Origin of the sequence: Actinomyces sp. oral taxon 169, assembly GCF_013394715.1 — a bacterium.
Lineage (GTDB): Bacteria > Actinomycetota > Actinomycetes > Actinomycetales > Actinomycetaceae > Actinomyces.
Map to the genome: position 1 here is coordinate 2,562,167 of NZ_CP058259.1, position 21,972 is coordinate 2,584,138.

Annotated in this window: 17 protein-coding genes, 1 tRNA gene and 1 pseudogene; 4 read left to right on the top strand and 15 right to left on the bottom strand. The window is 69.7% G+C overall.

Features of this window, described 5'->3' with window-relative positions; all coding sequences use genetic code 11:
* Positions 1–38 precede the first annotated feature (38 nt).
* A complete protein-coding gene (locus tag HW274_RS10785) occupies positions 39–956 on the bottom strand; it encodes a LysR family transcriptional regulator (RefSeq protein WP_075255271.1) in 918 nt (305 codons plus the stop codon).
* 82 nt (positions 957–1,038) lie between these two features.
* On the opposite strand from HW274_RS10785, the gene HW274_RS10790 reads away from it, so the two are divergent.
* Positions 1,039–2,064, top strand: a complete 1,026-nt coding sequence (locus tag HW274_RS10790) for a threonine/serine dehydratase (protein WP_185988781.1) — start codon at positions 1,039–1,041, stop codon at positions 2,062–2,064.
* Between the two features lie 429 nt (positions 2,065–2,493).
* Entirely contained in the window at positions 2,494–3,330 is an 837-nt protein-coding gene (locus HW274_RS10795) for a DUF559 domain-containing protein (protein ID WP_075255269.1), read from the top strand.
* 175 nt (positions 3,331–3,505) lie between these two features.
* On the opposite strand, the gene HW274_RS10800 is transcribed toward HW274_RS10795, so the two are convergent.
* From HW274_RS10800 to HW274_RS10825, 6 genes are all read right to left on the bottom strand, one after another.
* Positions 3,506–4,012, bottom strand: a complete 507-nt coding sequence (locus tag HW274_RS10800; protein ID WP_075255268.1) for a DUF3995 domain-containing protein — start codon at positions 4,010–4,012, stop codon at positions 3,506–3,508.
* Positions 4,013–4,036: 24 nt separating this feature from the next.
* Complete coding sequence (dtd, locus tag HW274_RS10805) at positions 4,037–4,465, bottom strand: D-aminoacyl-tRNA deacylase (RefSeq protein WP_185988782.1); 429 nt, start codon at positions 4,463–4,465, stop codon at positions 4,037–4,039.
* Complete coding sequence (locus HW274_RS10810) at positions 4,465–4,854, bottom strand: DUF2516 family protein (protein WP_075255266.1); 390 nt, start codon at positions 4,852–4,854, stop codon at positions 4,465–4,467. Before HW274_RS10810 ends, dtd begins: the two co-directional genes overlap by 1 nt.
* Before the next feature lie 169 nt (positions 4,855–5,023).
* On the bottom strand, positions 5,024–6,259 hold the full coding sequence (locus HW274_RS10815; RefSeq protein WP_075255265.1) for a folate-binding protein YgfZ: 1,236 nt from the start codon (positions 6,257–6,259) through the stop codon (positions 5,024–5,026).
* Entirely contained in the window at positions 6,259–7,047 is a 789-nt protein-coding gene (locus HW274_RS10820) for an FABP family protein (protein WP_185988783.1), read from the bottom strand. Before HW274_RS10820 ends, HW274_RS10815 begins: the two co-directional genes overlap by 1 nt.
* 303 nt (positions 7,048–7,350) lie before the next feature.
* Positions 7,351–8,487 carry a hypothetical protein gene (locus tag HW274_RS10825; protein WP_185988784.1) on the bottom strand — a complete coding sequence of 379 codons (1,137 nt, stop codon included), beginning with the start codon at positions 8,485–8,487 and terminating at the stop codon, positions 7,351–7,353.
* Positions 8,488–8,694: 207 nt separating this feature from the next.
* Here HW274_RS10825 and HW274_RS10830 point away from each other — a divergent pair, with 207 nt between their 5' ends.
* Positions 8,695–9,366: a response regulator transcription factor gene (locus tag HW274_RS10830; RefSeq protein WP_075254279.1), complete on the top strand. Its 672-nt coding sequence runs from the start codon at positions 8,695–8,697 to the stop codon at positions 9,364–9,366.
* Positions 9,367–9,598: 232 nt separating this feature from the next.
* Here HW274_RS10830 and pstB read toward each other — a convergent pair whose 3' ends face one another.
* From pstB to HW274_RS10865, 7 genes are all read right to left on the bottom strand, one after another.
* Entirely contained in the window at positions 9,599–10,378 is a 780-nt protein-coding gene (gene pstB / locus HW274_RS10835) for a phosphate ABC transporter ATP-binding protein PstB (RefSeq protein ID WP_185988785.1), read from the bottom strand.
* An 80-nt stretch (positions 10,379–10,458) separates the two neighbouring features.
* Positions 10,459–11,688, bottom strand: coding sequence for a phosphate ABC transporter permease PstA (gene pstA / locus HW274_RS10840; protein ID WP_185988786.1), 1,230 nt, complete (start codon positions 11,686–11,688; stop codon positions 10,459–10,461).
* 1 nt (position 11,689) lies between these two features.
* Positions 11,690–12,709 carry a phosphate ABC transporter permease subunit PstC gene (pstC, locus tag HW274_RS10845; protein ID WP_185988787.1) on the bottom strand — a complete coding sequence of 340 codons (1,020 nt, stop codon included), beginning with the start codon at positions 12,707–12,709 and terminating at the stop codon, positions 11,690–11,692.
* A 95-nt stretch (positions 12,710–12,804) separates the two neighbouring features.
* The gene (gene pstS / locus HW274_RS10850; protein ID WP_075254281.1) at positions 12,805–13,878 is read right to left on the bottom strand and encodes a phosphate ABC transporter substrate-binding protein PstS; all 1,074 of its coding nucleotides are present in this window, start codon (positions 13,876–13,878) and stop codon (positions 12,805–12,807) included.
* 201 nt (positions 13,879–14,079) lie between these two features.
* Positions 14,080–15,108: an NUDIX hydrolase gene (locus tag HW274_RS10855; protein WP_185988788.1), complete on the bottom strand. Its 1,029-nt coding sequence runs from the start codon at positions 15,106–15,108 to the stop codon at positions 14,080–14,082.
* Positions 15,109–15,120: 12 nt separating this feature from the next.
* Positions 15,121–18,054: an RNA degradosome polyphosphate kinase gene (locus tag HW274_RS10860; protein ID WP_185988789.1), complete on the bottom strand. Its 2,934-nt coding sequence runs from the start codon at positions 18,052–18,054 to the stop codon at positions 15,121–15,123.
* Between the two features lie 338 nt (positions 18,055–18,392).
* Positions 18,393–19,055, bottom strand: coding sequence for a hypothetical protein (locus HW274_RS10865; RefSeq protein ID WP_185988790.1), 663 nt, complete (start codon positions 19,053–19,055; stop codon positions 18,393–18,395).
* Positions 19,056–19,242: 187 nt separating this feature from the next.
* Here HW274_RS10865 and HW274_RS10870 point away from each other — a divergent pair.
* A tRNA-Lys gene (locus tag HW274_RS10870) sits at positions 19,243–19,319 on the top strand.
* Positions 19,320–20,256: 937 nt separating this feature from the next.
* Here the strand turns inward: HW274_RS10870 and HW274_RS10875 are convergent.
* Positions 20,257–21,318 (bottom strand): annotated as a pseudogene (locus tag HW274_RS10875) (recombinase family protein); the annotation flags it as partial.
* Between the last annotated feature and the right edge of the window lie 654 nt (positions 21,319–21,972).

The window sequence follows — 21,972 nt, forward strand, 5'->3', positions numbered from 1 at the left end:
GTGTTGCAGCGCGGACGCACGTCCCATCACACCACACCTCACTGTGAGGCAGCACTCCTACCGGTCCTGACCGCCGGGCGGCGCAGGCTCGTGCGGCGAGCCGCTGTCCGGCAGGCCTCCACCAGGACGTCGATGGCCAGCGGGCGGGGCTGCTCGGCGCGGGTGACCACCTCGACGCGCCGCTGCTCACGGGCAAGCGGCCGCACCTGGACCCCCTCGTGCCGGTAGGCGCTCAGCGCCATCCCGGGTAGCAGGGCCGCCCCCACCCTGGCGGCGACGAGCGCCTGCACGGCCACGTAGTCGTCGGAGGCGTAGGCGGTCTCGGGCGTGAAGCCGTTGGCCCGCCCCACGGCGAGGAGCTCCTCGCGGCAGCGCGCACAGCCGGTCACCCACCGGCACTGGGCGCCGTCGGCGATGCGCGTGATGCCGCCGGGGTGGGTGACGAGGTAGAGGACGTCGTCGAGCAGGTGCTCGGCCTGAAGGCCCTCGCCGGCGTCGTCGTCGACGTAGGAGAAGGACAGGGCCGCGTCGACCCGCCCGCGCCGCAGCGCGTCGAGGGCCTCGGGCGGCTCGGCGTCGACGAGCTCGACCTCCAGGCCCGGGTACTGCCGGCCGACGACGTCGAGCACCCCCGGCACCAGGGAGGCCACCGCGGAGGGGAAGGCGGCCAGGCGCACGCGCCCCGTCTCCGCGCGGGCCATGGAGACGACCTCACGCTCGGTACGCTCCAGCAGGTCGAGGACCTCCTGGCCCCGCACCGCCAGCGCCCGCCCCTCCTCGGTGAGCCGCACGCCGCGCCCAGCCCGCGTCAGCAGGACTGCGCCGGTCGCGCGAGACAGGGCGGCGAGCTGGTGGGAGACGGTGGACTGGCTGAACCCCAGGGAATCGGCGGCGGCCGAGACGGTGCTGAGGCGGGAGAGCTCCACGAGGGCCCGCAGCTGCTGCACATCGATCACACCACCAAGTATGTCCTGTATCGATGGGTATTCGTCAAAAGATTCATTGGACCGATACTCCGACTGTCCGCATCATGAAACCATGACCGTCACCGACACCCTGCCCCAGGCTCCCGCCGCCACCCAGTCCGGCCTCGACTTCGACGCCGTCCTGCGCACCTACGAGGCCGTCTCGCGGGTCCTGCCCGAGACTCCCGCCTGGTCCTACCCGCTGCTCAACGCCGCGGCCGGGGTGGAGGTCACGGTTAAGCACGAGAACGTCCAGCCCACCGGCGCCTTCAAGGTCCGCGGCGGGGTGGCGCTCATGGCGGCGCTCAGCCCCGAGGAGCGGCGCCGCGGCGTCGTGACCGCCTCCACCGGCAACCACGCACAGTCCCTGGCCTGGGCCGGAGCCCGCAGCGAGGTCCCCGTGACCGTCGTCGTCCCGCTGGGCGCGCCGGCCCGCAAGGTGGCCGCGGTGCGCGCGCTGGGGGCTCGGGTCGTCGTGGAGGGGGAGACGATGTGCGAGTCGCTGGCCCACGCCGAGGCCCTCGCCCTGAGCGAGGGGATGCGCATGGTCTCTCCAGGGGACGAGCCGGCCATCGTGCTCGGGCACGCCACCGTCTACCTCGAGCTCTTCCGCCGCCACCCGGGCCTGGAAACCGTCTACGCGCCGGTCGGCTCGGGCTCCGGGGCCGCCGGTGCCTGCCTCGTGCGCGACGTCCTGGCCCCCGGGTGCCGGGTCATCGGCGTCCAGTCCAGCGCCGCGCCGGCCGCGCACCGCGCCTGGACCTCCGGGGAGCCGGCCACCGTCCACAGCCGCACGCGCGTGGCGGGGCTGGCCGTTGGGGCGAGCTTCGCCCTCACCCAGTCGGTGCTGGGCCGCAGCCTCAACGACTTCATCCTGGTCGACGACGAGGCGATCCAGGGCGCCGTCGGCCTCCTGGCAACCCACGCCCACACCCTGGCTGAGGGCGCCGGGGCTGCGAGCCTGGCCGGGCTCATGGCCGACCCCACCCGCCAGGCACCCTGCGCGATCGTCTGCACCGGCGGCAACGCCGACGACCACGAGCTCGCCGGCATCTCCGCCGGCTCAGGCGTCGGCACCGACGCGACCCTCAACTGCTGACGCCGTCCACCCCATACGTAATGGCCGGTTGGGTAATACTCCCCGTTGAGCCGGGGACGCCGGCCGAGTGACACTCGGTTGAGGGCCGGGGAGCGCAGTCGGGGGCGCATACCCGGCCCTCTCCTCTGCCCCAGCGGCGCCGACCGGCCCAACCGGGGCGCGCCGCCACAAGCGCTCTTGCGTCACCCCACCACGGCCCCTCCCGCGGCCACGAGTGTCCACAGAAATGACATTAGCCCGCACAAGCCACCCGCCCACCACCTAGAACCGCGGAATCACGCGGTTTTCAAGCCAGCACCAACCTTGTCGGGCATCCAATGTCATTTCTGTGGACGTCAAGCAGGAGACGCGGCTCGTCAACGCCGGAAGTTATCCACAGGGACCAGCCACTTCCTAGCGCCTCAGCTCCGGCAGTCCAAGAATTGTCTCATGGACGACAATGTGCTGACCCGCATCGGCGACGCGCTTGGCGCCGTTGCACAGGCTGATCTACATCTGAACCGCACCGGGCGCCGCCGCCTCCAGGCCCTGGTAGACGCGGGCGAGCTCAAACGGTACCCGCACGGAATCGTAGCGCTGCCCGGCACCGACCGACGCATCCTCATCGCCCGCCTCCACCGAGGTCTTATCACCTGCGAGCATGCAGCCGCCTACTACGGCCTTCCGCTCCCTTCTCCACCGCGCAGTGTCCATGTTCTGACTCCGCAAGGACGTCGATTACCTCCGTTATGGGGTGAGCACAGACACGAGACTCGTGGGCGTTCCGTCCTTCGGCTGGAAGACTTCCCGGTTGTCTCCCTCACCCGCTGCATCGCCGATCTCCTGTGCTGCGCAGAAGAGTGGACGGCTCTGGTCGCCGCCGACACCGCCCTGCATCGGGGCAGAACGACTCGCCAGCAGGTATCCGCATATCTGCGCGGTCCTCGCCGTGTTCTTGGCCGGAATCGCCTGAAGCGCACCAGCGATCGCGCTCGCAGCCCACTGGAGACCCTGGCTAGAGTTCAGCTGCAGGACGCTGGAATAGATGTTTCCGACGGCATGGTCATCTCAGACGTTGGAGAAGTGGACCTGGTGGTGGCCGGGTGGCTTGTCATCGAGCTGGACGGCTACGAGTTCCATTCCGACCGTTGGTCCTTCCAGCACGACCGGGAACGCGATCGCGAACTGGTCCGGCAGGGTTATACACCCATCCGCTTCACGTCCAACAATGTGCGTTCAGGGAGGATCGTCACCGATGTCCAACGGATTCTCTCCACCCACCCATAGGCGATGCATGGAATCGACCTACCTCGCCCGGCCACGCCCAATGTCCACAGAAATGACATTGGATGCCCGACAAGGTTGGTGCTGGCTTGAAGACCGCGTGATTCCGTGGTTCTAGGTGGTGGGCGGGTGGCTTGTGCGGGCTAATGTCATTTCTGTGGACACTTGCCGCGGGAAGTCAGCGTCCAGCAGGTCCTGCATGCACGGCGGAGGCCGCCGCCGCGGGCCGGCTCCAGCGCAGGTAGGCGACCGTCGCGGCCAGCACCAGGATCCCGCCCACCCAGAAATGAGGCATCCACAGAACCAGGCGCCACCAGCCATAGCGGGAGAGCGGCTCCCCCGACAAGATCGTCGGGATCGCAGGCACCGAGCCGGCAATCCCGTAGGCGATGAGCATGGCTCCCGAGACCCAGCCGAAGGCCAGGCGCATCCAGCGCGGCACCCTGATGACGTCCGGGCGCAGGAGGGAGAAGCCGAAGACGACGAACCCCAGCTTCACCAGCCCGGAGACGAACACGACCACGACGAACCAGGTGGGTCGCTCTTGGGCAAGCCGCAGCCCCTCACCCTGAAGGACCGTGTCGACGAGCCACGGGGAGCCCAGCGCCCAGGACACGCTGATACAGCCGAAGACGGCCCACCACAGCATCATGGCGACCACCACAGCCCGCGAGCGCCCCGTCATCTCAGCGGTCCCCGACCGTCCGGCCTACTCGGCCTCGATCAGGATCGTCACCGGGCCGTCGGCCTCCATGTCGATCTTCATGTCGGCGCCGAAGCGGCCGGTGGCCACCTCCAGGCCACGCCCGCGCAGGTCCTCGACCACCGCCTCCACCAGGGGCTCGGCCACCTCGCCGGGGGCCGCCTTGTTCCAGGTGGGGCGCCGGCCCTTGCGGGTGTCGGCGTACAGGGTGAACTGGGAGACGACGAGCACGGGCGCGCTGGCGTCGGTCACCGAGAGCTCGCCCTCCAGGAGCCGCAGGTCCGCGATCTTGCGGGCCACCGTGGCCACCTGGGTGGGGCCGTCGTCGTGCGTGGCGCCCACGAGGACCATGAGGCCAGGGCGGGTGATCTCGCCGACCACCTCGCCGTCGACCCTGACCGCCGCGCGGTTGACTCGCTGAATGACGGCGCGCATCAGCGACCAGCGCTCCTGCCGCGCCCATCGCGCCCCGGCCGGCGCTGCGAGGCCCGCCCCGGGATGCGGATCGAGGAGCGCACCCGCACCGGTGCCAGCGCCTGCAGGGCGGGGCGAACATCCACCAGGTAGACGGCACTGGCCACGACGCCCAGCAGGCCGAACATCGAGGCGGCCCCGAGCAGGCCGACCACTGCCGTGCCCACCGCGTTGACCAGGTTCCAGAATCGCTTGGTGTTCTTGCCGGCCGCTGCGTAGTGCTCGGCGGGTCGCATCAGGGAATCAATCAGCGCCCAGACCCCCATGACGAAGGAGACGGCCTGGGCAGCGATCCAGCTCCACCTGACCGCCTCGGAGAGAAAGAATGACACAGCATAAAGGACGCTCACGCGCCCCAGGCTACCGGTCGCCGGTCACCGATCCCAGACAGGCTGCCACGCCCAGCGAGAAAAGTGCTGGCCTCACGTGGCGGCTGCCAGTCGCTCCATCCGCCTCGGGTCACCAGCCCTCTAGCAGCCGTCCCGGGAGCGCCCGGGATCCGGCGGACGACCGGACGGCTCAGAGCCGCAAGCCCTTGCGCAGCTCGGCGCCGGGACGCTCGGCCGGACTGGCCTGGGCGCGCCCCTCGGGGGAGACCAACACCTCCTGGGCGGCGTCGACCCTCCCGACGGGGATGGTCTCGCCAGTGGCCTCGTCGACCTCGGTGATCTCCACGGTCAGCTGCTCGCCCGCGGGCACGGCGCGACGCAGCAGGGCCAGGGCGATGGGGCCGAGCTCGTGGTGGCGCGCCACGGAGGTCACGGCACCCACGGCCCGCTCCCCCATGCGCACACTCGCCCCCGGCTGGGGCAGGTCGCCGACGAGCCCGTCAAGCTGGAGCACGGTGAGGCGGCGCGGAGGCCGGCCCAGGTTGAGGGTGCGCGCAATCGTCTCCTGGCCCGGGTAGCAGCCCTTCGTCAGGTGCACGGCCGTGCGCAGCCAGTCCAGCTCGTGCGGGATCGCGCGGGCGTCGGCCTCGCGGGCCCAGCGAGGACGGCCGGCCTCAATGCGCAGCGCCTCCCAGGCCAGGGCACCAGCCAGGCGCCGCCCCTCCCCGGCGGCCAAGAAAGCCCCCACCACAGCATTCACGCTCTGTGCGGGCACCAGGACGAAACCGGCCCGGTAGCCCTGGCCAGGATGCGACCAGTCCGCCCCGACGTCGTAGCTCGTGCCGCCGTCGACGACGCCCGGCCACGAATCGCGCCACAGACCGATGAGCGAGCCCTGAGGCTCGGCAGCGGTTTGGTCAGCGTCAGCCTGGGCGTCGGGGGCATCCGGCGCCGTGTCGCGCGCCGCCTGGGCCAGGGCATCGAGGCCCTCCCCCAGGGCGCCCAGCGCCATGACGTCGGGCCGTCCAGTCACCTCGACGCGCAGCATGAAGCGCATGGAGTCCAGGAAGGTCGCCAGCGCCTCACCGTTGCCGGCCTCCGTGACGAGCCAGAGCGTGCGGCCGTCGTCGAGGGCGGCGAGCGCATGGGTGATGTGGCCCTGGGCGTCGAGGAGCAGCGTCTCGGCGCCACCGTCGCCGGGCTCCAGGCCGGTGAGCACCTGACTGGACAGCGTGGTCAGCCAGCTCAGGCGGTCCGGCCCAGTGACGGTGACGACGTCGCGCGCCAGGGCGCAGACCGCGCGCCCCTCGGCCAGGGCGGCCTGCTCGCGGCCGGGGTCGCCGAGGTGGGCGGGGACGGCCTGGTCGGGGTCCTCCGGGGCGGAGGCGACAGCGCCGGGGCGGTTCAGCAGCGGGGAGGGGCGCATCAGGCGGTCGGCTCGGCGTCGTCGGAGGCGGGAGCGGAGGAGGTGGAGGACTCGCCCTCCGGCTCAGCCGGGTCGAGGGCGGAGCCGGGCTGGGCGGCGGGGTCATCTGCGTCCTCGACGCGGCCGAGGCGGCCCGAGGCGTAAGTGGTCACCTCGCTCCGACCGAAGGCGGCCATGTCCTGGGTCCACATGAGGTCGCCGCCCACGAGCCCGAACATGCGGGTCATCTCCTCCACGGGGACGGCAGTGCGGGCCCGGCCCACGGCTTGGGTGCCGACCTGGGCGCGCGGCCCCTGGATCCAGCCCTCCCAGACGGCGACGTGGCCGGCGGGGTCGGCCGAGACGAGCTCGAGCTGGGTGATGGGGATGAGCGGACCGCCGGAGCCCTTGGTGTCGGCGGCGTTGGTGGTGTCAGAGGTGTCAGTGCCGTCCTCGGCGGGCTCAGTGGCGGCGGTGTCGGTCTCGGCGGCGTCGGGTTGCTCCTGGCCGACGGGCCGCCAGTAGGTGGTCTCGGTGGACCAGATCTGAGCGGGGGCGAGGAGGGAGGCGCCCTGGAGGCCGGGCATCTCGAAGTCGAGGTTCTTGGAGCGGGTGGCGTCGACCGTCCAGATAGTGGTGGTCTGGCGCAGGTAGGGGCCGCCGTCGTGGTCGAAGGTCATCTCCTGGTAGACGGCCTGCTCGGGCACGGTCTCGCCGTAGGTGAGGATGCCGTAGCCGCGCCAGGTGCCGGTCAGCCAGGCCAGCGGGTAGAGCTCGGGGGCCAGGTCGTCAGGAAGCGTGAATGCCATGCCCGCAGCCTACGACGTCACCCCGGGCCGCATCACGCGCGCCGCCCGTCCCGGCCGCGCAGATCCGCCGGCGCCCTGAGCCTCCGGCGCGCTCTGGAGCCGCAGATCCGGGCAGGATCGGCACCGCAGTGTCCAAAATGGATACAAAGGCGGTGAGGAGCACTGAGGGCGCCAGACGAAACCGCATGATTCTGCGGTTCCTTCGCGTGACCGCGGAGCTTCGGAGTCTCTTTGTCACCGATTTGGACATTCGGGCGCCGTGACGCGGCGTTCGCAGGGCCTCGCGGGGCCGGTCGGCCGCCCTCAGCCGGCGATGAAGCCGCCCAGGAGGCGGGCGATGGCGTAGACCGGTACGCCGACCGACAGGATCGGCACGAGCGCGGAGGCCACCGCCGCCCGCCCGCCGGGCACCCAGCGGTGGGTCCAGAGGACGCGGTTGCCCGAGGCCATGAGGACCCCAGCCACGAAGCCGACAGCCACGCAGGCCACGGCGCTCTGCAGGGCCGCGGTCGCACTGATGTGGGACAGGCCGAAGAAACCGGCCGAGGCCAGCACGTAGCCGGCAGCCCCGGCGAACAGGGCCGGAACCGTGACGGTGAGGGCCTCCAGCATCCGGGCGCGCACGTTGAGGACCGTCAGGACGGCACCAACGAACAGCGCCAGGCAGGTGGGCACGACGATGGCCGGGTCGGCCAGTCCCGGCTCCAGGGCGCACCAGGCCGAGCCGGAGACCGCCACGAGGCAGCCGGCCACCGTTGAGGACAGATCCTCGACCAGGTTGTGCCGGCCGTCGCGGCGCAGCATCTGGCCGACGAAGGCCAGCAGGATCGAGAAGGCCATGACCAGGCCGGCCACCCCCATGTCGTCGAGGAGGTAGACGCTGGCGGCGGCCGACAGCCCACTGATCGTCATGACGATCGTGCCGCCCAGGTCGTGCCGGGCGCGCACGAGCGCGGGCCAGCCCTGTGCGGCGGCCGGCACCAGGACGGCCACGAGGGCCAGCCTCACCCAGCCGGGCAGCACCGATCCGACCGCCAGCAGCAGCGGCACCACGCCCGCGAAGGCGAGCCGAGTCCAGGCCGGGTCCACCAGGCCCGGTTCCTTAGGACGGTTGGAGGCGCGACGGGTGGCATAGCCCAGGTCCTCGGTGAAGTCGATGCCATTGCCTGAGTCCGCCGAGCGGGCCGCCTCTGGAGCGTCGGAGGAGTCGGCCGGCTCACCAACGGCATCCGAGCCGGTCGGGTGCACGGCTGCCTGCAACCCGGCGGGCTCGGCCGAGGCGTGGGAGTCGCTCACGCCGATGACGCTGGCCCAGTCCGACGCGCCACCGGCGGCCGTCGGAACGGCTGCGGCACGGGAGTCATGGCGCGAGCCGCGGGAGGCTCTGCGGGTGCGCGCGGCCGGTTGGGCTCGTCGGTGGTGGGTAGTCACAGCACGCATCGTCCCACACCCGGGCGGCCGCAGGGCCCACTGTGACCTCACTGCGGCCCCGCCCCGCACTCCTTGCGGACGGTCACTATCCGGACAGTCGTTGCCCCAGGAGATTCCGCCTGCGACCAGGTGTGGTTGACTTGTCCCAACAGTATCGCCGCTGCTCAGTTCGACTGCGCCGGCGGTTCCTGGTCGCGAGCCACGGAAGGAGCAGCCATGCGGATCATCATGTTCACTCGTGAGAGTGACGCCACTGATGTTCTGCCGGCGACCGCTTTCCTCGACTCCCCGGTGGAGTGCCTCCCCCCGATGCCCTCCTCCTACGCGGAGGTGGACAGCGCCGACGTCGTCATGATCGACGCCCGCGGGGACCTGACCCGCGCCCGCGCCCTGTGCCAGCTCTTCACCGGCCCCATGGACTGCCCGCCCATCATCCTCATTGTGGAGGAGGGCGGCGCCGCCGCGGTGCAGATCGACTGGGGCGCCGCCGACTTCGTCATGGCCGGCGCCAAGCCCGCCGAGCTGTCGGCCCGGCTGCGGCTGCTGCGCGCCCACGTCCCGGTCGTGGACGAGGCCGACGACGACCGCATCGACGTGGGCGACCTCGTTATTGACGTCACCGCCTACACGGCCCGACTGCGCGGCACGATCCTGGACCTGACCTACAAGGAGTTCGAGCTGCTGAAGTTCCTGGCCGCCAACCAGGGGCGGGTCCTGACCCGTGACGCGCTCCTGCACGAGGTGTGGGGCGAGGACTACATCGGCGGCTCGCGCACGGTGGACGTGCACATCCGTCGCCTGCGCGCCAAGCTGGGCACCGAGCACGACAACCTCATCGGCACGGTGCGCAACGTCGGCTACCGCCTGGACGCCCCCGAGGACGCCTGAGCACGCCGGCCCGGGCAGACTGGGAAGGCCCGGGCAGACCCCCGGCCAGGAGCAGCCCAGACGTCTCCCCGACCGCCGGTAGGATTCACTGGGTGGACACCGCCGCAGCCCGTAGCCTGGCCCTGTAGACTCGTGGACGGCGTCGGGCCGTGACGGGCCCCGGGCTCCAACTCAAGCCGCCGCGAGCGGCATTCGCGCCGACTGGCGCTCTCCGGCCCGACGTCCTCATTCCTCAGCCGAAGCGGCCGGAGATGTAGTCCTCAGTGGCCTGCTGGCTGGGGGCGGAGAAGATCTTGTCGGTGGAGTCGTACTCGACGAGGTGGCCCGGCTTGCCGGTGGCCTCCAGATTGAAGAAGCCGGTCATGTCGCTCACGCGCGAGGCCTGCTGCATGTTGTGGGTGACGATGACGATCGTGTAGTCCGTCTTGAGCTCGGAGATGAGGTCCTCGATGGCGAGCGTGGAGATGGGGTCCAGGGCGGAACAGGGCTCGTCCATGAGCAGGACGGCGGGCTTGACCGCGATGGCGCGGGCGATGCACAGGCGCTGCTGCTGGCCGCCGGACAGGCCCAGGCCCGGCCGGTCCAGCCGGTCCTTGACCTCGTCCCACAGGTTGGCCCCGCGCAGAGAGGCCTCCACCAGGTCGTCGGCGTCGGACTTCTTGATGCGCCGGTTGTTGAGGCGCACGCCGGCCAGGACGTTCTCGGCAATGGACATGGTGGGGAAGGGGTTGGGCCGCTGGAAGACCATGCCGATGGCGCGGCGCACCTGGACGGCATCGACGCCGGGGCCGTAGAGGTTGACGCCATCGACGATGACCTGACCCTCGACGCGGGCACCGGGGATGGTCTCGTGCATGCGGTTGAGGGTGCGCAGGAAGGTGGACTTCCCGCAGCCGGAGGGGCCGATGAGAGCGGTGACGGACTTGGGCTCGATGACGACGTTGGCGTCCTTCACGGCCAGGAAGTCGCCGTAGTAGATGTTCTCGCCGATGACGTCGATGCGCTTGGACACGTCGGTTCCTTTACCTGAGGTGGACTGCTGAGGGCTCTGGGGTCGCTGCGGGCGCGGTGGTCCCGGCGGCTCGGGCCGGGCTAGCGCCGGCCGCCCTTGGGGCTGAAGCACTTGGAGATGAGGCGGGCCGCGAGGTTGAGCAGCATGACCAGGATGATGAGGGTCAGCGCCCCGGCCCAGGCGCGCTCCATGGCGGCGGCCTCCCCGCGGGAGTACTGGTCGTAGACGAGCACCGGCAGGGTGGACATGGAGCCGTCCAGCGGGTTGGTGTTGGTGCGGATCGTCAGGCCCACGGTGATGAGCAGCGGGGCGGTCTCGCCGATGACCCGGGCGATGGCGATCATGACGGAGGTGGTGATGCCGGCCACCGCGGTGCGCAGCACGACCTTGACGATGGTGAGCCACTTGGGCACGCCCAGCGCGTAGGAGGCCTCGCGCAGATGGGAGGGGACGAGCTTGAGCATCTCCTCCACGCCACGGATGACCACCGGCGTCATGAGGACGCTCAAGGCGACGGCCCCGATGATGCCGGCCTGGTAGCGCGGGCCGGCCGCGATGAGGAAGATCGAGTAGGCGAACAGCCCGGCCACGATGGAGGGGATGCCGGTCATGACGTCGACGAGGAAGGTGATGACCCGGGCGATCCAGCCGCCGTTGTACTCCACGAGGAAGACGGCGGTGAACAGTCCCAGGGGCACCGAGATGAGGGTGGCGATCCCGGTGATCTGAAGGGTGCCGACGATGCCGTGGTAGAAGCCACCGTTGGAGGCGTCGGCGCCACGCATGTTCGTGGTCAGGAAGTCGTAGCCGAAGCGGGCCGAGCCGCCGGACAGGACCATCCACACCAGGGAGACCAGGGGCACCATGACGACGGCGAAGGACAGGTAGATGAGGAGGGTCACCAGGGTGTTGCGGCCCCAGCGCTCGCCCTCGCGCACCCAGGAGACGGCGGTGGCGCCCACCACCCACACCAGGGCGGTCAGGGCGACGACGGCGGCGATGCTCCACCCGGCCAGCAGGCCGATCCCACCGACGACGACGAAGGCGGCTCCCAGCGCCGCCCAGATGAACCAGTCGGGCAGGCGGTAGGAGGTCAGGGGCACGCCCTCGATGGTGGGCGGGTCGGCCAGGGGGTCGACGGGGGCGGCCGGGGCCTCGGCGGCCGCGAGCGCGGCCTTGAGGGACTTGGGCGCGGGGGCGCCGGTCTCGCCTGCGGAACCGGTACCGGTACCGGCTGCCGAGTCGGGGCGGGAGGCCGCGCCGTCGGAGGCGGCGCCGGCGGTGGGCTCGGGGGTGTTCGTGGGTGTCATGTCAGCTGGCTCCTGAGAACTCGGAGCGGCGCGCGATGATCCACCGCGCCAGGGAGTTGACCGCGAAGGTGATGATGAACAGAACCAGGCCGGTGGCGATGAGCACGTTGACGCTCAATCCGTAGGCCTCGCGGAACTGCGAGGCGATGTTGGCGGCGATGGTCTGGTGCTGGCCGGCCTGGAGGATACGCAGGTTCAGCCCCATGCCGGGCGAGAGGATCATGAGGACGGCCATGGTCTCTCCCAGGGCGCGCCCGAGCCCCAGCATGGAGGCGGAGATGATGCCGGAGCGGCCGAAGGGCAGGACGGCCTGGCGGATCATCTCGTATCGGGTGGCGCCCAGGGCCAGGGAGGCCTCCTCCTGGAGGGTGGGCGTCTGGAGGAAGATCTCGCGGATGGTGGCGGTGATGATCGGCAGGATCATGACGGCCAGGACCAGGGAGGCGGTGGTGATGTTCTTGGCCGGGGCCGTGTAGTCGGCGAACAGCGGGATGAAGCCGAGGTGCTCGGTGAGCCAGGTGTTGATGGGGTCGAGCAGGGGCACCAGCCACAGGAAGCCCCACAGGCCGAAGACCACGGAGGGGATCGCGGCCAGCAGGTCCACCATGTAGCCCAGGGCCTGGGCCAGGCGGCGCGGGGCGAAGTGGGAGATGAACAGGGCCACCCCGATGCTCAGCGGCACCGCAACACCCAGGGCGATGGTCGAGGACAGCAGCGTGCCGAAGACGAGCGGGGCCACGTAGCCCCACAGGCTGCGGTCACGCATGAAGGAGACCGACTCCAGGGTCTCGCGCGAGGCCGTCAGGGCGGGCAGCGCCTCCCGGATGAGGAAGGCGGCCACGAGGGCGAGCACCACCATGATGAAGGTGCCGGCGCCGAAGGACAGGCCGGTGAAGATGCGGTTGCCGGTCTGCCCGGGGGCCTTGCCGGGCTGGATGATGGCGTCGTCGGCGCTGCTGGAGGCGGTCGCGGCTCCCGCTGGGGGCGGCGGCGACGACGGCGGTGCGGTGGTGCTGGCCACGGCTGACCCTCCTCGGGGTGTCTGGGGTGGCGGCTGGGCGGGTGGGTGCTGGTTGGTCATGTGGTTGGGTGCGGCGTCGGGCCGGCCGGGCGGCCTCAGGCGGCGATCTTGTCGATGGCGGCGTTGATCTTCTCGCGCATCTCGCGGGTGATGGGGGCGCAGCCGGTGGCCTTGGTGGAGGCGTCCTGCCCCCGGGTGGAGGCGGCGAAGCGCAGGTATGCCTTGACGACGGCGGCGATCCGGGCGTCGTCGTAGCGCAGGCGGGCGGCGAGGTAGGAGACCAGGACGATGGGGTAGGCGCCCACGGCATCGTGGCTGGGCTGGTAGAGCAGGCGGGTCTCGTCGGCCTCGGAGCCCAGGGTGGCGGCATCGAGGGCGGCGGCCGCGGCCTTGGCGGAGACGGGCACGTAGGCCCCGTTGGAGCCGACGGCGACGGTGCCCAGGGTGGCGGGGACCTTGGAGGCGTCGGCGTAGCCGATGGTGCCGGTGGCCGCGGAGACGGTCTGGATCATGCCGGCGGTGCCGTCGCCGGACTGGCCGCCGCGCAGCGGCCAGGTCTCCTCTGGCTCGTGGGGCCAGGCCTTGGGGGCGACGGTGGCCAGGTAGGTGGTCAGGGCCTTGGTGGTGCCGGAGTCGTCGGAGCGGCCCACGACGATGATCCGCAGGTCGGGCAGGGTGGCGCCGGGGTTGAGGGCGGTCAGGGCGGGGTCGTTCCAGCGGGTGATGGCGCCGGAGAGGACCTTGGCGAGGACCTCGCCGGTCATGTTGACGTGGGACTCGCCGGTGAAGCCGGGCAGGTTGTAGGCCACGGCGATCGGGGAGATGTAGAGGGGCAGCTCGACGGCGCCGCCGATCCGGCTGATCTCGTCGGCGGTCATGGGGGTGTCGGTGCCGGCGAAGTCGACGGCGCCCTCGACGAGCTTGGTGCGCCCGGCCCCGGAGCCGCCGCCGGCGTAGTCGACGGTGGCGCGCAGATTGGCGCCCATGAAGGTGTTCATCCAGGCGTCCTGCGCGTCGGACTGGGAGGTGGCGCCCGCGCCGCGGATCTCCCCCACCAGGTCGCTGGAGGCGTTGGGGTCGGCGGCGCCGGCGTCGCGTCCGCAGGCGGTCAGCGCGGTCAGGGTGGCCACGCTCAGGGCGCCCAGGGCGCCGCGACGGGTCAGGAGCACGGGCTCTCCTCGCTCAGTCAGAGGGGGTCGGGGTCCAGTCGGATACCGGGTGATTGTCAGGCAGCGGTCACGATAGGCGCCCCGGATGAAGGTTCCGGGTGACCAGGGTAAACAGTTGGTAAACACTCCCTATGAGGACCGTCACCAGGGGGTCCGGTGCCCCGGCCGGCGGTTCGGCCGGTGCGCAGACCGGTGGTCCGGTCAGCGGCCTTCGGACAGGACGGGGCGCTGCTTCTCGATGGCGACGGCGCGGATCTTGCCGCGGGGGCGGCGGGCCATGTGGACCACGAGGATCTCGCCGGTCTTGAGCCAGGGGTCCCGGTCGGGCACGGAGCGCAGGAGTCGGCCGGGGGCGTACTGGGAGACGACCTCCATGATCGTGGGCAGGACGGGGCGGTGGGTGCACAGCGCCGTCGGCTCCTCGCGCACGCGCAGGACCTTCTTGACCACGGAGCGCACCCCCTTGGGGCTCTCCGCGTGGGCCATCTCGGTCAGCGCCCCGGCCGTCTCCAGGTCCAGGCCCGCGGCCGCGGCGTAGGGGGCGACCGTGTCCACGCAGCGCTTCCAGGGGCTGGTGAGGACGCGCCCCACCCCGTAGGCGGCCAGGATCGGGACGAGGGCGCGGGCCCGGGTCTCGCCCTGGTCGTGGGTCAGGGGGCGGGTGGCCTCGTCGGTCTCCTTGTCCCGCTCCTTGGGGCGGTTCCACACGGAGCGCTTGACGGCGCGACCGTGGCGCACGAGGACCAGGGTCCAGGTGTCGAGCTTGCCGTCCTCCCACAGGTCGACGAGCTCGCCGAGCAGGTCCCGGTCGTAGGAGTAGGTCAGGCGCTTGCGGGCCTGGCCCACGCGCAGCCACTCGACGGCGTCGATCTCCTTGGCCGAGGCGGGCTTGACGGCGCAGCGGGCGGCGACGGCGGCCGAGGCCTCGGGGGCGACGCGGGCGGCCCAGTAGTGGACCTCCTTGCGCGAGCCGTCGGCGATCTTGTAGTGCACGCGGCTGAGGGGCTGGCCCAGGATGACCTGGACGCCGGTCTCCTCGGCGACCTCTCGCACGGCGCAGGTGCGCACCGACTCGCAGGGCTCGACCTTGCCCTTAGGGATGGACCAGTCGTCGTAGCGGGGTCGGTGGACCAGGAGCACCTCGAGGTGCTTGCCGTTCTCACGCCACACGAGGGCGCCGGCCGCCTTCACGGTCTCGCGCGATCGGTTCTTCTTGCTGGACGGGCTCATGGCACGGCCGTCTCAGTGCCGGCCCTTGACGCGCGAGCGCGCCCGGGCCATGAGGCTGTCCTGGATGTCCTCGAGGCGGTTGCCCTCGGCGTCAAGGAGGTGACGCTCCCAGGAGCCGTCGGGCTGGAGGTGCCAGGAGGCGACGTCGTCGGAGGCGCAGTGGGTGACCAGCCACTCGAGGTCCTCGACCATGGCGGGGTCGGTGATGCGCACCAGGGCCTCGACGCGGCGGTCGAGGTTGCGGTGCATGAGGTCGGCCGAGCCGATGAACAGCTCGGTCTGGCCACCGCCGGCGAAGGCGTAGATGCGCGAGTGCTCCAGGAAGCGCCCCAGGATCGAGCGGACGCGAATGTTCTCGCTGAGGCCCTCGACGCCGGCGCGCAGGCCGCAGATGCCGCGCACCACGATGTCGACCGGCACCCCGGCGCGCGAAGCGCGGTAGAGGGCGTCGATGACGGTCTCATCGACGATGGAGTTGACCTTGATGCGAATCCAGGCGGGCAAGCCGGCCTTGCGGTTGGCGATCTCCTGCTCGATATGCTCCACGAGCCCGTCGCGCAGGCCGCGGGGGGCCACGAGCAGGCGGCGGAAGCGGGCGCGCGGGGCATAGCCGGAGAGCTGGTTGAACAGGGTGGTCAGGTCCTGGGCGACGTCGCGGTCGCAGGTCAGCAGCCCCAGATCCTCGTAGCCGCGGGCGGTCTTGGGGTGGTAGTTGCCGGTGCCGACGTGGCAGTAGCGGCGCAGGCCGTCGGACTCCTGGCGCACCACGAGCAGCAGCTTGCAGTGCGTCTTGAGGCCGACCATTCCGTAGACGACGTGGACACCGGCGCGCTCGAGCTTGCGGGCCCAGGAGATGTTGGCCTCCTCGTCGAAACGGGCCTTGATCTCCACGATGGCCACGACCTGCTTGCCGGCCTCGGCAGCCTCGATGAGGGCGTCCACGATCGGGGAGTCGCCGGAGGTGCGGTAGAGGGTCTGCTTGATGGCCAGGACCTTGGGGTCGGCGGCCGCCTGGGCCACGAACTCCTGGACGGAGGTGGAGAAGGAGTCGTAAGGGTGGTGCAGCAGGACATCGTGCTCGCGCATGGCGGCGAAGACGTCCGGCGCGGAGGAGGACTCGTAGGCGGCCAGGCCCGCGGCCGTCACCGGCACGAAGCGCGGGTACTTCAGGTCGGGGATGTCCAAGTCATGGAGCTGGTTGAGGCAGGTCAGGTCCAGGGGCGCAGGGAGCTCGAAGACGTCGTCGCCCTTGAGGCCCAGGGCGCGCACCAGGTAGCGGCGGGTGAAGGAGGAGATGGTGTCCTCCACCTCCAGGCGCACGCAGTCGCCGAAGCGGCGCCGCTCGAGCTCCTTCTCCATGGCCTTGAGAAGGTTCTCGGCGTCGTCCTCCTCCACCTCGAGGTCCTCGTTGCGGGTGACCCGGAAGAGATGGTGCTCCAGGATGTCCATGCCCGGGAAGAGGTGGTCGAGGTGCTGGCCGATGACGATCTCAATGGGGATGACGGCGCAGCCGGCGGCCTTGTCCGCGGCGTCGAGCTCGCGGCCCGGGACCTGGATGAGGCGCGGCAGGGAGTCGGGCACCTTGATGCGGGCGAAGTGCTCCTTGCCGCTGCGCGGGTTGCGCAGGATGACGGCGAGGTTGAGGGACAGGCCCGAGATGTAGGGGAAGGGGTGGGAGGGGTCGACCGCCAGCGGGGTGAGGACCGGGTAAATCTGGTGGCGGAAGTAGCGGGTCAGGCGCTCCTGCTGGTCGGAGTTGAGCTCATCCCAGCCCAGGATCTTCACGTTGCGCTCGGCCAGGGCCGGGCGGATGTCCTCCTGGAAGAGGGCGGCCTGGCGGGCAGTGAGCTCCTTGGTGCGGCTGGTGACCTGGGCCAGGACCTGGTGGGCGTCCAGGCCGGAGGCGCGAACCGGCGTGATGCCGGCCTTGATGCGGCGCATGAGCCCGGCGACACGCACCATGTAGAACTCGTCCAGGTTGGAAGAGAAGATCGACAGGAACCAGGCGCGCTCCAGCAAGGGCAGGGTGTGGTCCTCGGCCTGCTCCAGGACGCGCTCGTTGAAGTCCAGCCAGGTCAGCTCCCGGTCGATGAAGCGGTCCTTGAAGGACTCCAGGGGCGGCAGAAGGTCCTCGGGGTCCACCTGGGCGGCGTCAGCGGAGGCGGCCGAGGCCGCCGCGTCGGCGGAGTCGGCACCGGCCGTGTCAGCCGCGCTCAGTGAGGAGGATGCGGAGGGGGCGATGGCGGAGCCGGCGGAGGGGCCCGCGCTGGGAGCACTGGCGGGAGCAGACAGGCCCCGGCCCCCCGGCACCACGGCGGCCGGCGCCGTCTGAGCCTCAGCGGCCGACGGGGCCGAGTGCGAACTGGCGGAGGTGATGGAGGAGGGGGCGATGGCGGGGGTCGCGGTGCCGATAGGGCCGGGGGCGGGGGCCGCCTCGCCGTCGACGATGTCGTCGAAGTCCTCGTCCTCGTACTGGGGGCCGGAGTCGTCGGCGAAGTCGCGCGGGTCGGCGACCTCGATGACGTGCTCCTCCTCGACCGTCTCCCCTGCACCCTCAAGGTCGTCGGGGTTGGTGGAGTCGGCCAGGTCGGAGGCTTCTTCCGGGGTCTGTGGGCGCTCGGGGACCTCCTGCCCCACGGGGGTCTCGTCGCCGGTGGAGGAGCCGCCAGGGGCAGTCGGGGCGGCGTCGGGCTCGCCCTGGGCGTCGGGGCTGGCAACCTCGGCGGAGACGGCCGGACCGTCGGTGCTCGCAGCCTCGGGCGAGACCGCCGACTCGGCGGCCTCCGTGGCTTCGGCGGCTTCGACAGTTTCGACAGTTTCGACAGCCTCGGGCGCCTCGGCGTCGTCGACCACCTGCTCGGGCTCCTGGGGGCTGGCGTGACGCATCCACCCGCCCAGGAAGCGGGAGAGCGGGGTGGGGGCGGAGTGAGGCGCGTCGTTGGTCATGGCCACATGGTCCCACGTCCGGGCGGCCTTGTGGGGCGGAGGTCCGCCCCAGTTCGGCGATGATACGAGGCGCCGCCGCTCACGCCCGCTCTTTGGGACTCACGGGTGGTAGGCGCCCCCGCTGGGCGCTCCCCCCACGTCTCGTCCAACGAAGCGCGCATGATCTCGCCAATGATGCCGGTCGTGTCCAAATCGGAGACAAAGGAGCTTGCGCACTCTTCACGCCTTCAACAGAACCGCGGAATCATGCGGTTCCGATCTACCTACACATGTCTGCTTCAGGCCTTTGTTTCCGATTTGGACATTCCTCGTCCGGATCGCCCCTGCGCAAGGGCCTCTCAGTCGAGGAGTCCGGCGGCGGCGCGGCGGGCGGCGTCGGTGAGCTCGTCGGCGGTGGCCAGGAGGGCGGAGTCGCGGCGGGTGACGCGGTCGGCGAGCTCGTCGGTGTCGTCCTCGATCCACACGGGGTTGGAGCCGGCTGCCAGGGCGCGCAGGAATCCGGCAGTGGCGCTCAGCAGTGGGGCGATCTCGGTGACGGAGCCCTCGACGCTGCCGGCCAGGACAGCGTCGAGACGCTCGCGCAGGTCGGTGGGGGAAGGTGCGGGGCGCGCCTCGCTAAGGGCGGACTCGAGGCGGGCGTTCGTGGTGTCGTCGGCCTCGGTGAGGTCGATGACGGTGGCGTAGCGGCGGGCGACGAGCTCGGGGTCGCGGCGGATCCACTCGCGCACGAGGAAGAGGCGCCACAGGGTGCCGGGCAGGGTGGTGGCCGGGGAGTCGGCCCACAGCTCGGCGATGTCGTCGATGCCGTTGGTGGCGACCGCGGCGACGATGCCGGAGCGGGTGATGGGGTCGTCCTCGGTCTCGGTGCCGGGGAAGCCGCCGATGAGGGCCTGGGCGGCGCGGTGGGCGAGTTCGGAGGCGACGGCGGTGTCGGTGCTGCCCTCGATCTGTTCGGCGGCCTCGGGGTCGAGTCGGGCGGGGCGGTGGAACTGGCGGGCCATGGGGACTCCTCACGCGGTGCGGGCGCGCCGGCGACGACGCACGGCCCCATTGTCTCGCGGGAGCGTGGGCGCTCCCCCACCGGTTCACTTCCGGCCGACGGCGAGGCCGGTTCGACACCGCGGTCGGTTGTCCGGCTATGCTGGCCCCTGCCGATGGCGTCTGGACTCTGCTTCCGGCCGTCGGCACGCCCCCTTAGCTCAGTTGGTCAGAGCTGCGGACTTTTAATCCGAAGGTCGTGGGTTCGAGCCCCACAGGGGGTACCAATACCCTCGTATACGAACAACAGCCAAGCGGAACGGCCTCATGGGGCAGGTTATGGCGAGGGCTGTGCTTGTTGGCGGGGATGGGTGTGTTTTGCTGGTGCGGCTGTGCGCCAGTTTTTTGCTTGTTGAGCCGGGTGGCATCTCGCTCGGCGGCTCTCCGGAGAGCAGGGCTGGCCAGATAGGTGAAGGGGAAGCGGAGACAAGCGGTCAGGGCTGTCCCGTTGCTGCCGCTTGTCATTCGCGGAAGAGGCGGCGGCGAGCACACCATCGCAGCACGCTCCGTCGTCATATCATCGTCGCCACCATCCTCGGGCACACTCCATACAGCCAATTCATCACTCATACACGGACTGGCGACGTCAGTATGCTGCCGCTCTGCTCGATCGCTCACCTGGCCCACATCATCGGCTGCATTGCTGCTGTCGCTTTGTGAGGGCGACGTGCCTGGCATGATGATCGTGCCGTCGTCATCAACACGCGGATTAACCAAGATGTGCTCGAAGAACACCTGGTTAAGCAGCTTCTTCAGATGAGCGGGAGCGGCACTGTAGAGGCGCGAACAGTCCTGCATGAGGTCAAGCACCGCCTCCATAACGCGTCGAGTTGCCGTCACATCTGCTCGGTAGACGGCTAGTTGGCGTTTAATACGCTCCAGCTCGGCCGTCAGCTGGGCCTGTTCTTCCTTGAGCAAGTCCAGTGGCACAGCACCTTCGTAGTGGGCGTGCAGCAGCCTACGGCGCTTGTCCTCGATGTTGGTGCGCCGGGTGGTCAGGGAACGCACCTCTCTGTCTTTCTCCCCTTCGATTTGCGCCAGCTCGCCCTGGAGATAGCACTCCACCTTGGCTCGATCCTCAGTCGTCAACTGGATACGTTGGTACAGCGCTGCCACCAACTCCTCCACCTCGTCAATAAGCACCGCCTTGAAGGTACAGTCGTGCACCCGGTGCCGTCTGGCACAGACGAAGTACGGATACACCACACCCTTACTGTTCTTGGCTCGCTGGACGAGTAACCGCGCTCCGCACACACCACACATCGCCGTGCTTTTAAGGAAGTGGTTGTGTGTGCGCTGCCGCTCACCCGTGCGCCGCGAAGCGAACACCTGCTGCACGGTTTGCCACGTCTGGCTGTCCACCAGTGGCTCGTGCGCACCGACATAGTCCACCCCTTGAAAGGAGATAACCCCTTTATAGTAGGGCAGATGCAAGATGTTCTGCAGTCTGGTCGCCGTGATCGGCTTGGCTGGTCGCGCTGGCGACGGCGCTGTCGTCAGCCCCAACTCTGCCAAATGCTCCGCTAGCTGTCGCACTGTCCAGCTACCCGTCGCATACTCCGTGAAAGCCAGCCTCACCAGCGGCGCCCGCTCCTCATCCAGCTCAACCGTCCGAACCTCTCTCCCATGCTCATCTCTGGCGCGTACATTCACATACCCCAGCGGCGCCTTACCCAGTGTCCCACCGTTCCTCGCTTTCTCGCCCATCCCCTTGATGACCTCATTGGCTAGGTTACGGGAGTAGAACTCAGCGATGCTGCTCATAATGCCGTGCAGCAGCATCCCACCAGGCGTCTGGTCGATGTTCTCCGACGTCGACACCAACCGCACACCCGCCTCCTCAAACGCCCGGTTGATCTCCACATCGTCCGCCCTATTACGAGCTAACCGATCTAACTTATGGACAATGACATAGTCAATCCCACCATCTTCCTTAAGGTACGCCAGCATCTTCTGCAGCTCAGGCCGGTTCGCACTACGAGCCGACTCACCACGATCAGCGAACTCCTTAACCACCAGCGCTCCCATCGACTGGGCCTTGCGCTTATTCGCCTCCCGCTGGGCCGGGAGGGAGAAGCCCTCCTCCGACCCACCACGCTGAGCCTGCTCACGGGTAGAGACGCGGATGTATGAGACGGCCCGCTTGGGAGTCAATTGCGCCGCCATAGCCGCAAACGGGTCAGCCCCAACTGCCGCTACACCGCCTTGTGTTGATCCTGCTTCCATACACTCAATCCTCCTTTCACTTACCCATTTGTCCAGACATACCAGCCACAACGACCAGCATCTCTTTCCATTGACGCTCAGAATGCCCGCAAAGTCCAGTGCGAAGTTGGGCGAAGCGAAGGGACACAGGGGTGAGGAGCGCACAGGAGAGGCTGCGAAGTACGGTGCGAGCGTGGTGCACCGCTGGCTGGAACGGCCTGCCTACATACCTACTGCCTGCGCAGAGCGATGGCAGACCCGACTCGGAGTGCAACGCGGACAGTATGGAGAGCCTTGCTGGTTCGGCTATTACTCCAGCAGGGGCGGAACCATCAGATGGCTGTGGTGACAGGCGGTGTGGCCAGCAGAGTAGGTGACGTACCGGGCGACAGTGGTACCACCTGGACGCGCAGCCAGCAGAGGAGGGGATCCCGAGAGGGGCTACCAGTCGCCGCCACAAAGCAGCACCAAGCCGCCAGACAGCGCCGAAAGGTATGAATGGTTGAGTGCAGCGATGCGTCTGGCGGGGCGTCTGGCGGGGCGTCTCAGGAAGAGGAAAGCACTGGATGTGAGGATGAGGGTCTACCTATGCAGCAAGCAGCGACAAGCCCAACATATGCCTCCAAAACGAAAGTTTTGGTTATCATCTCAACGTAACTCATGGTACAATATAAA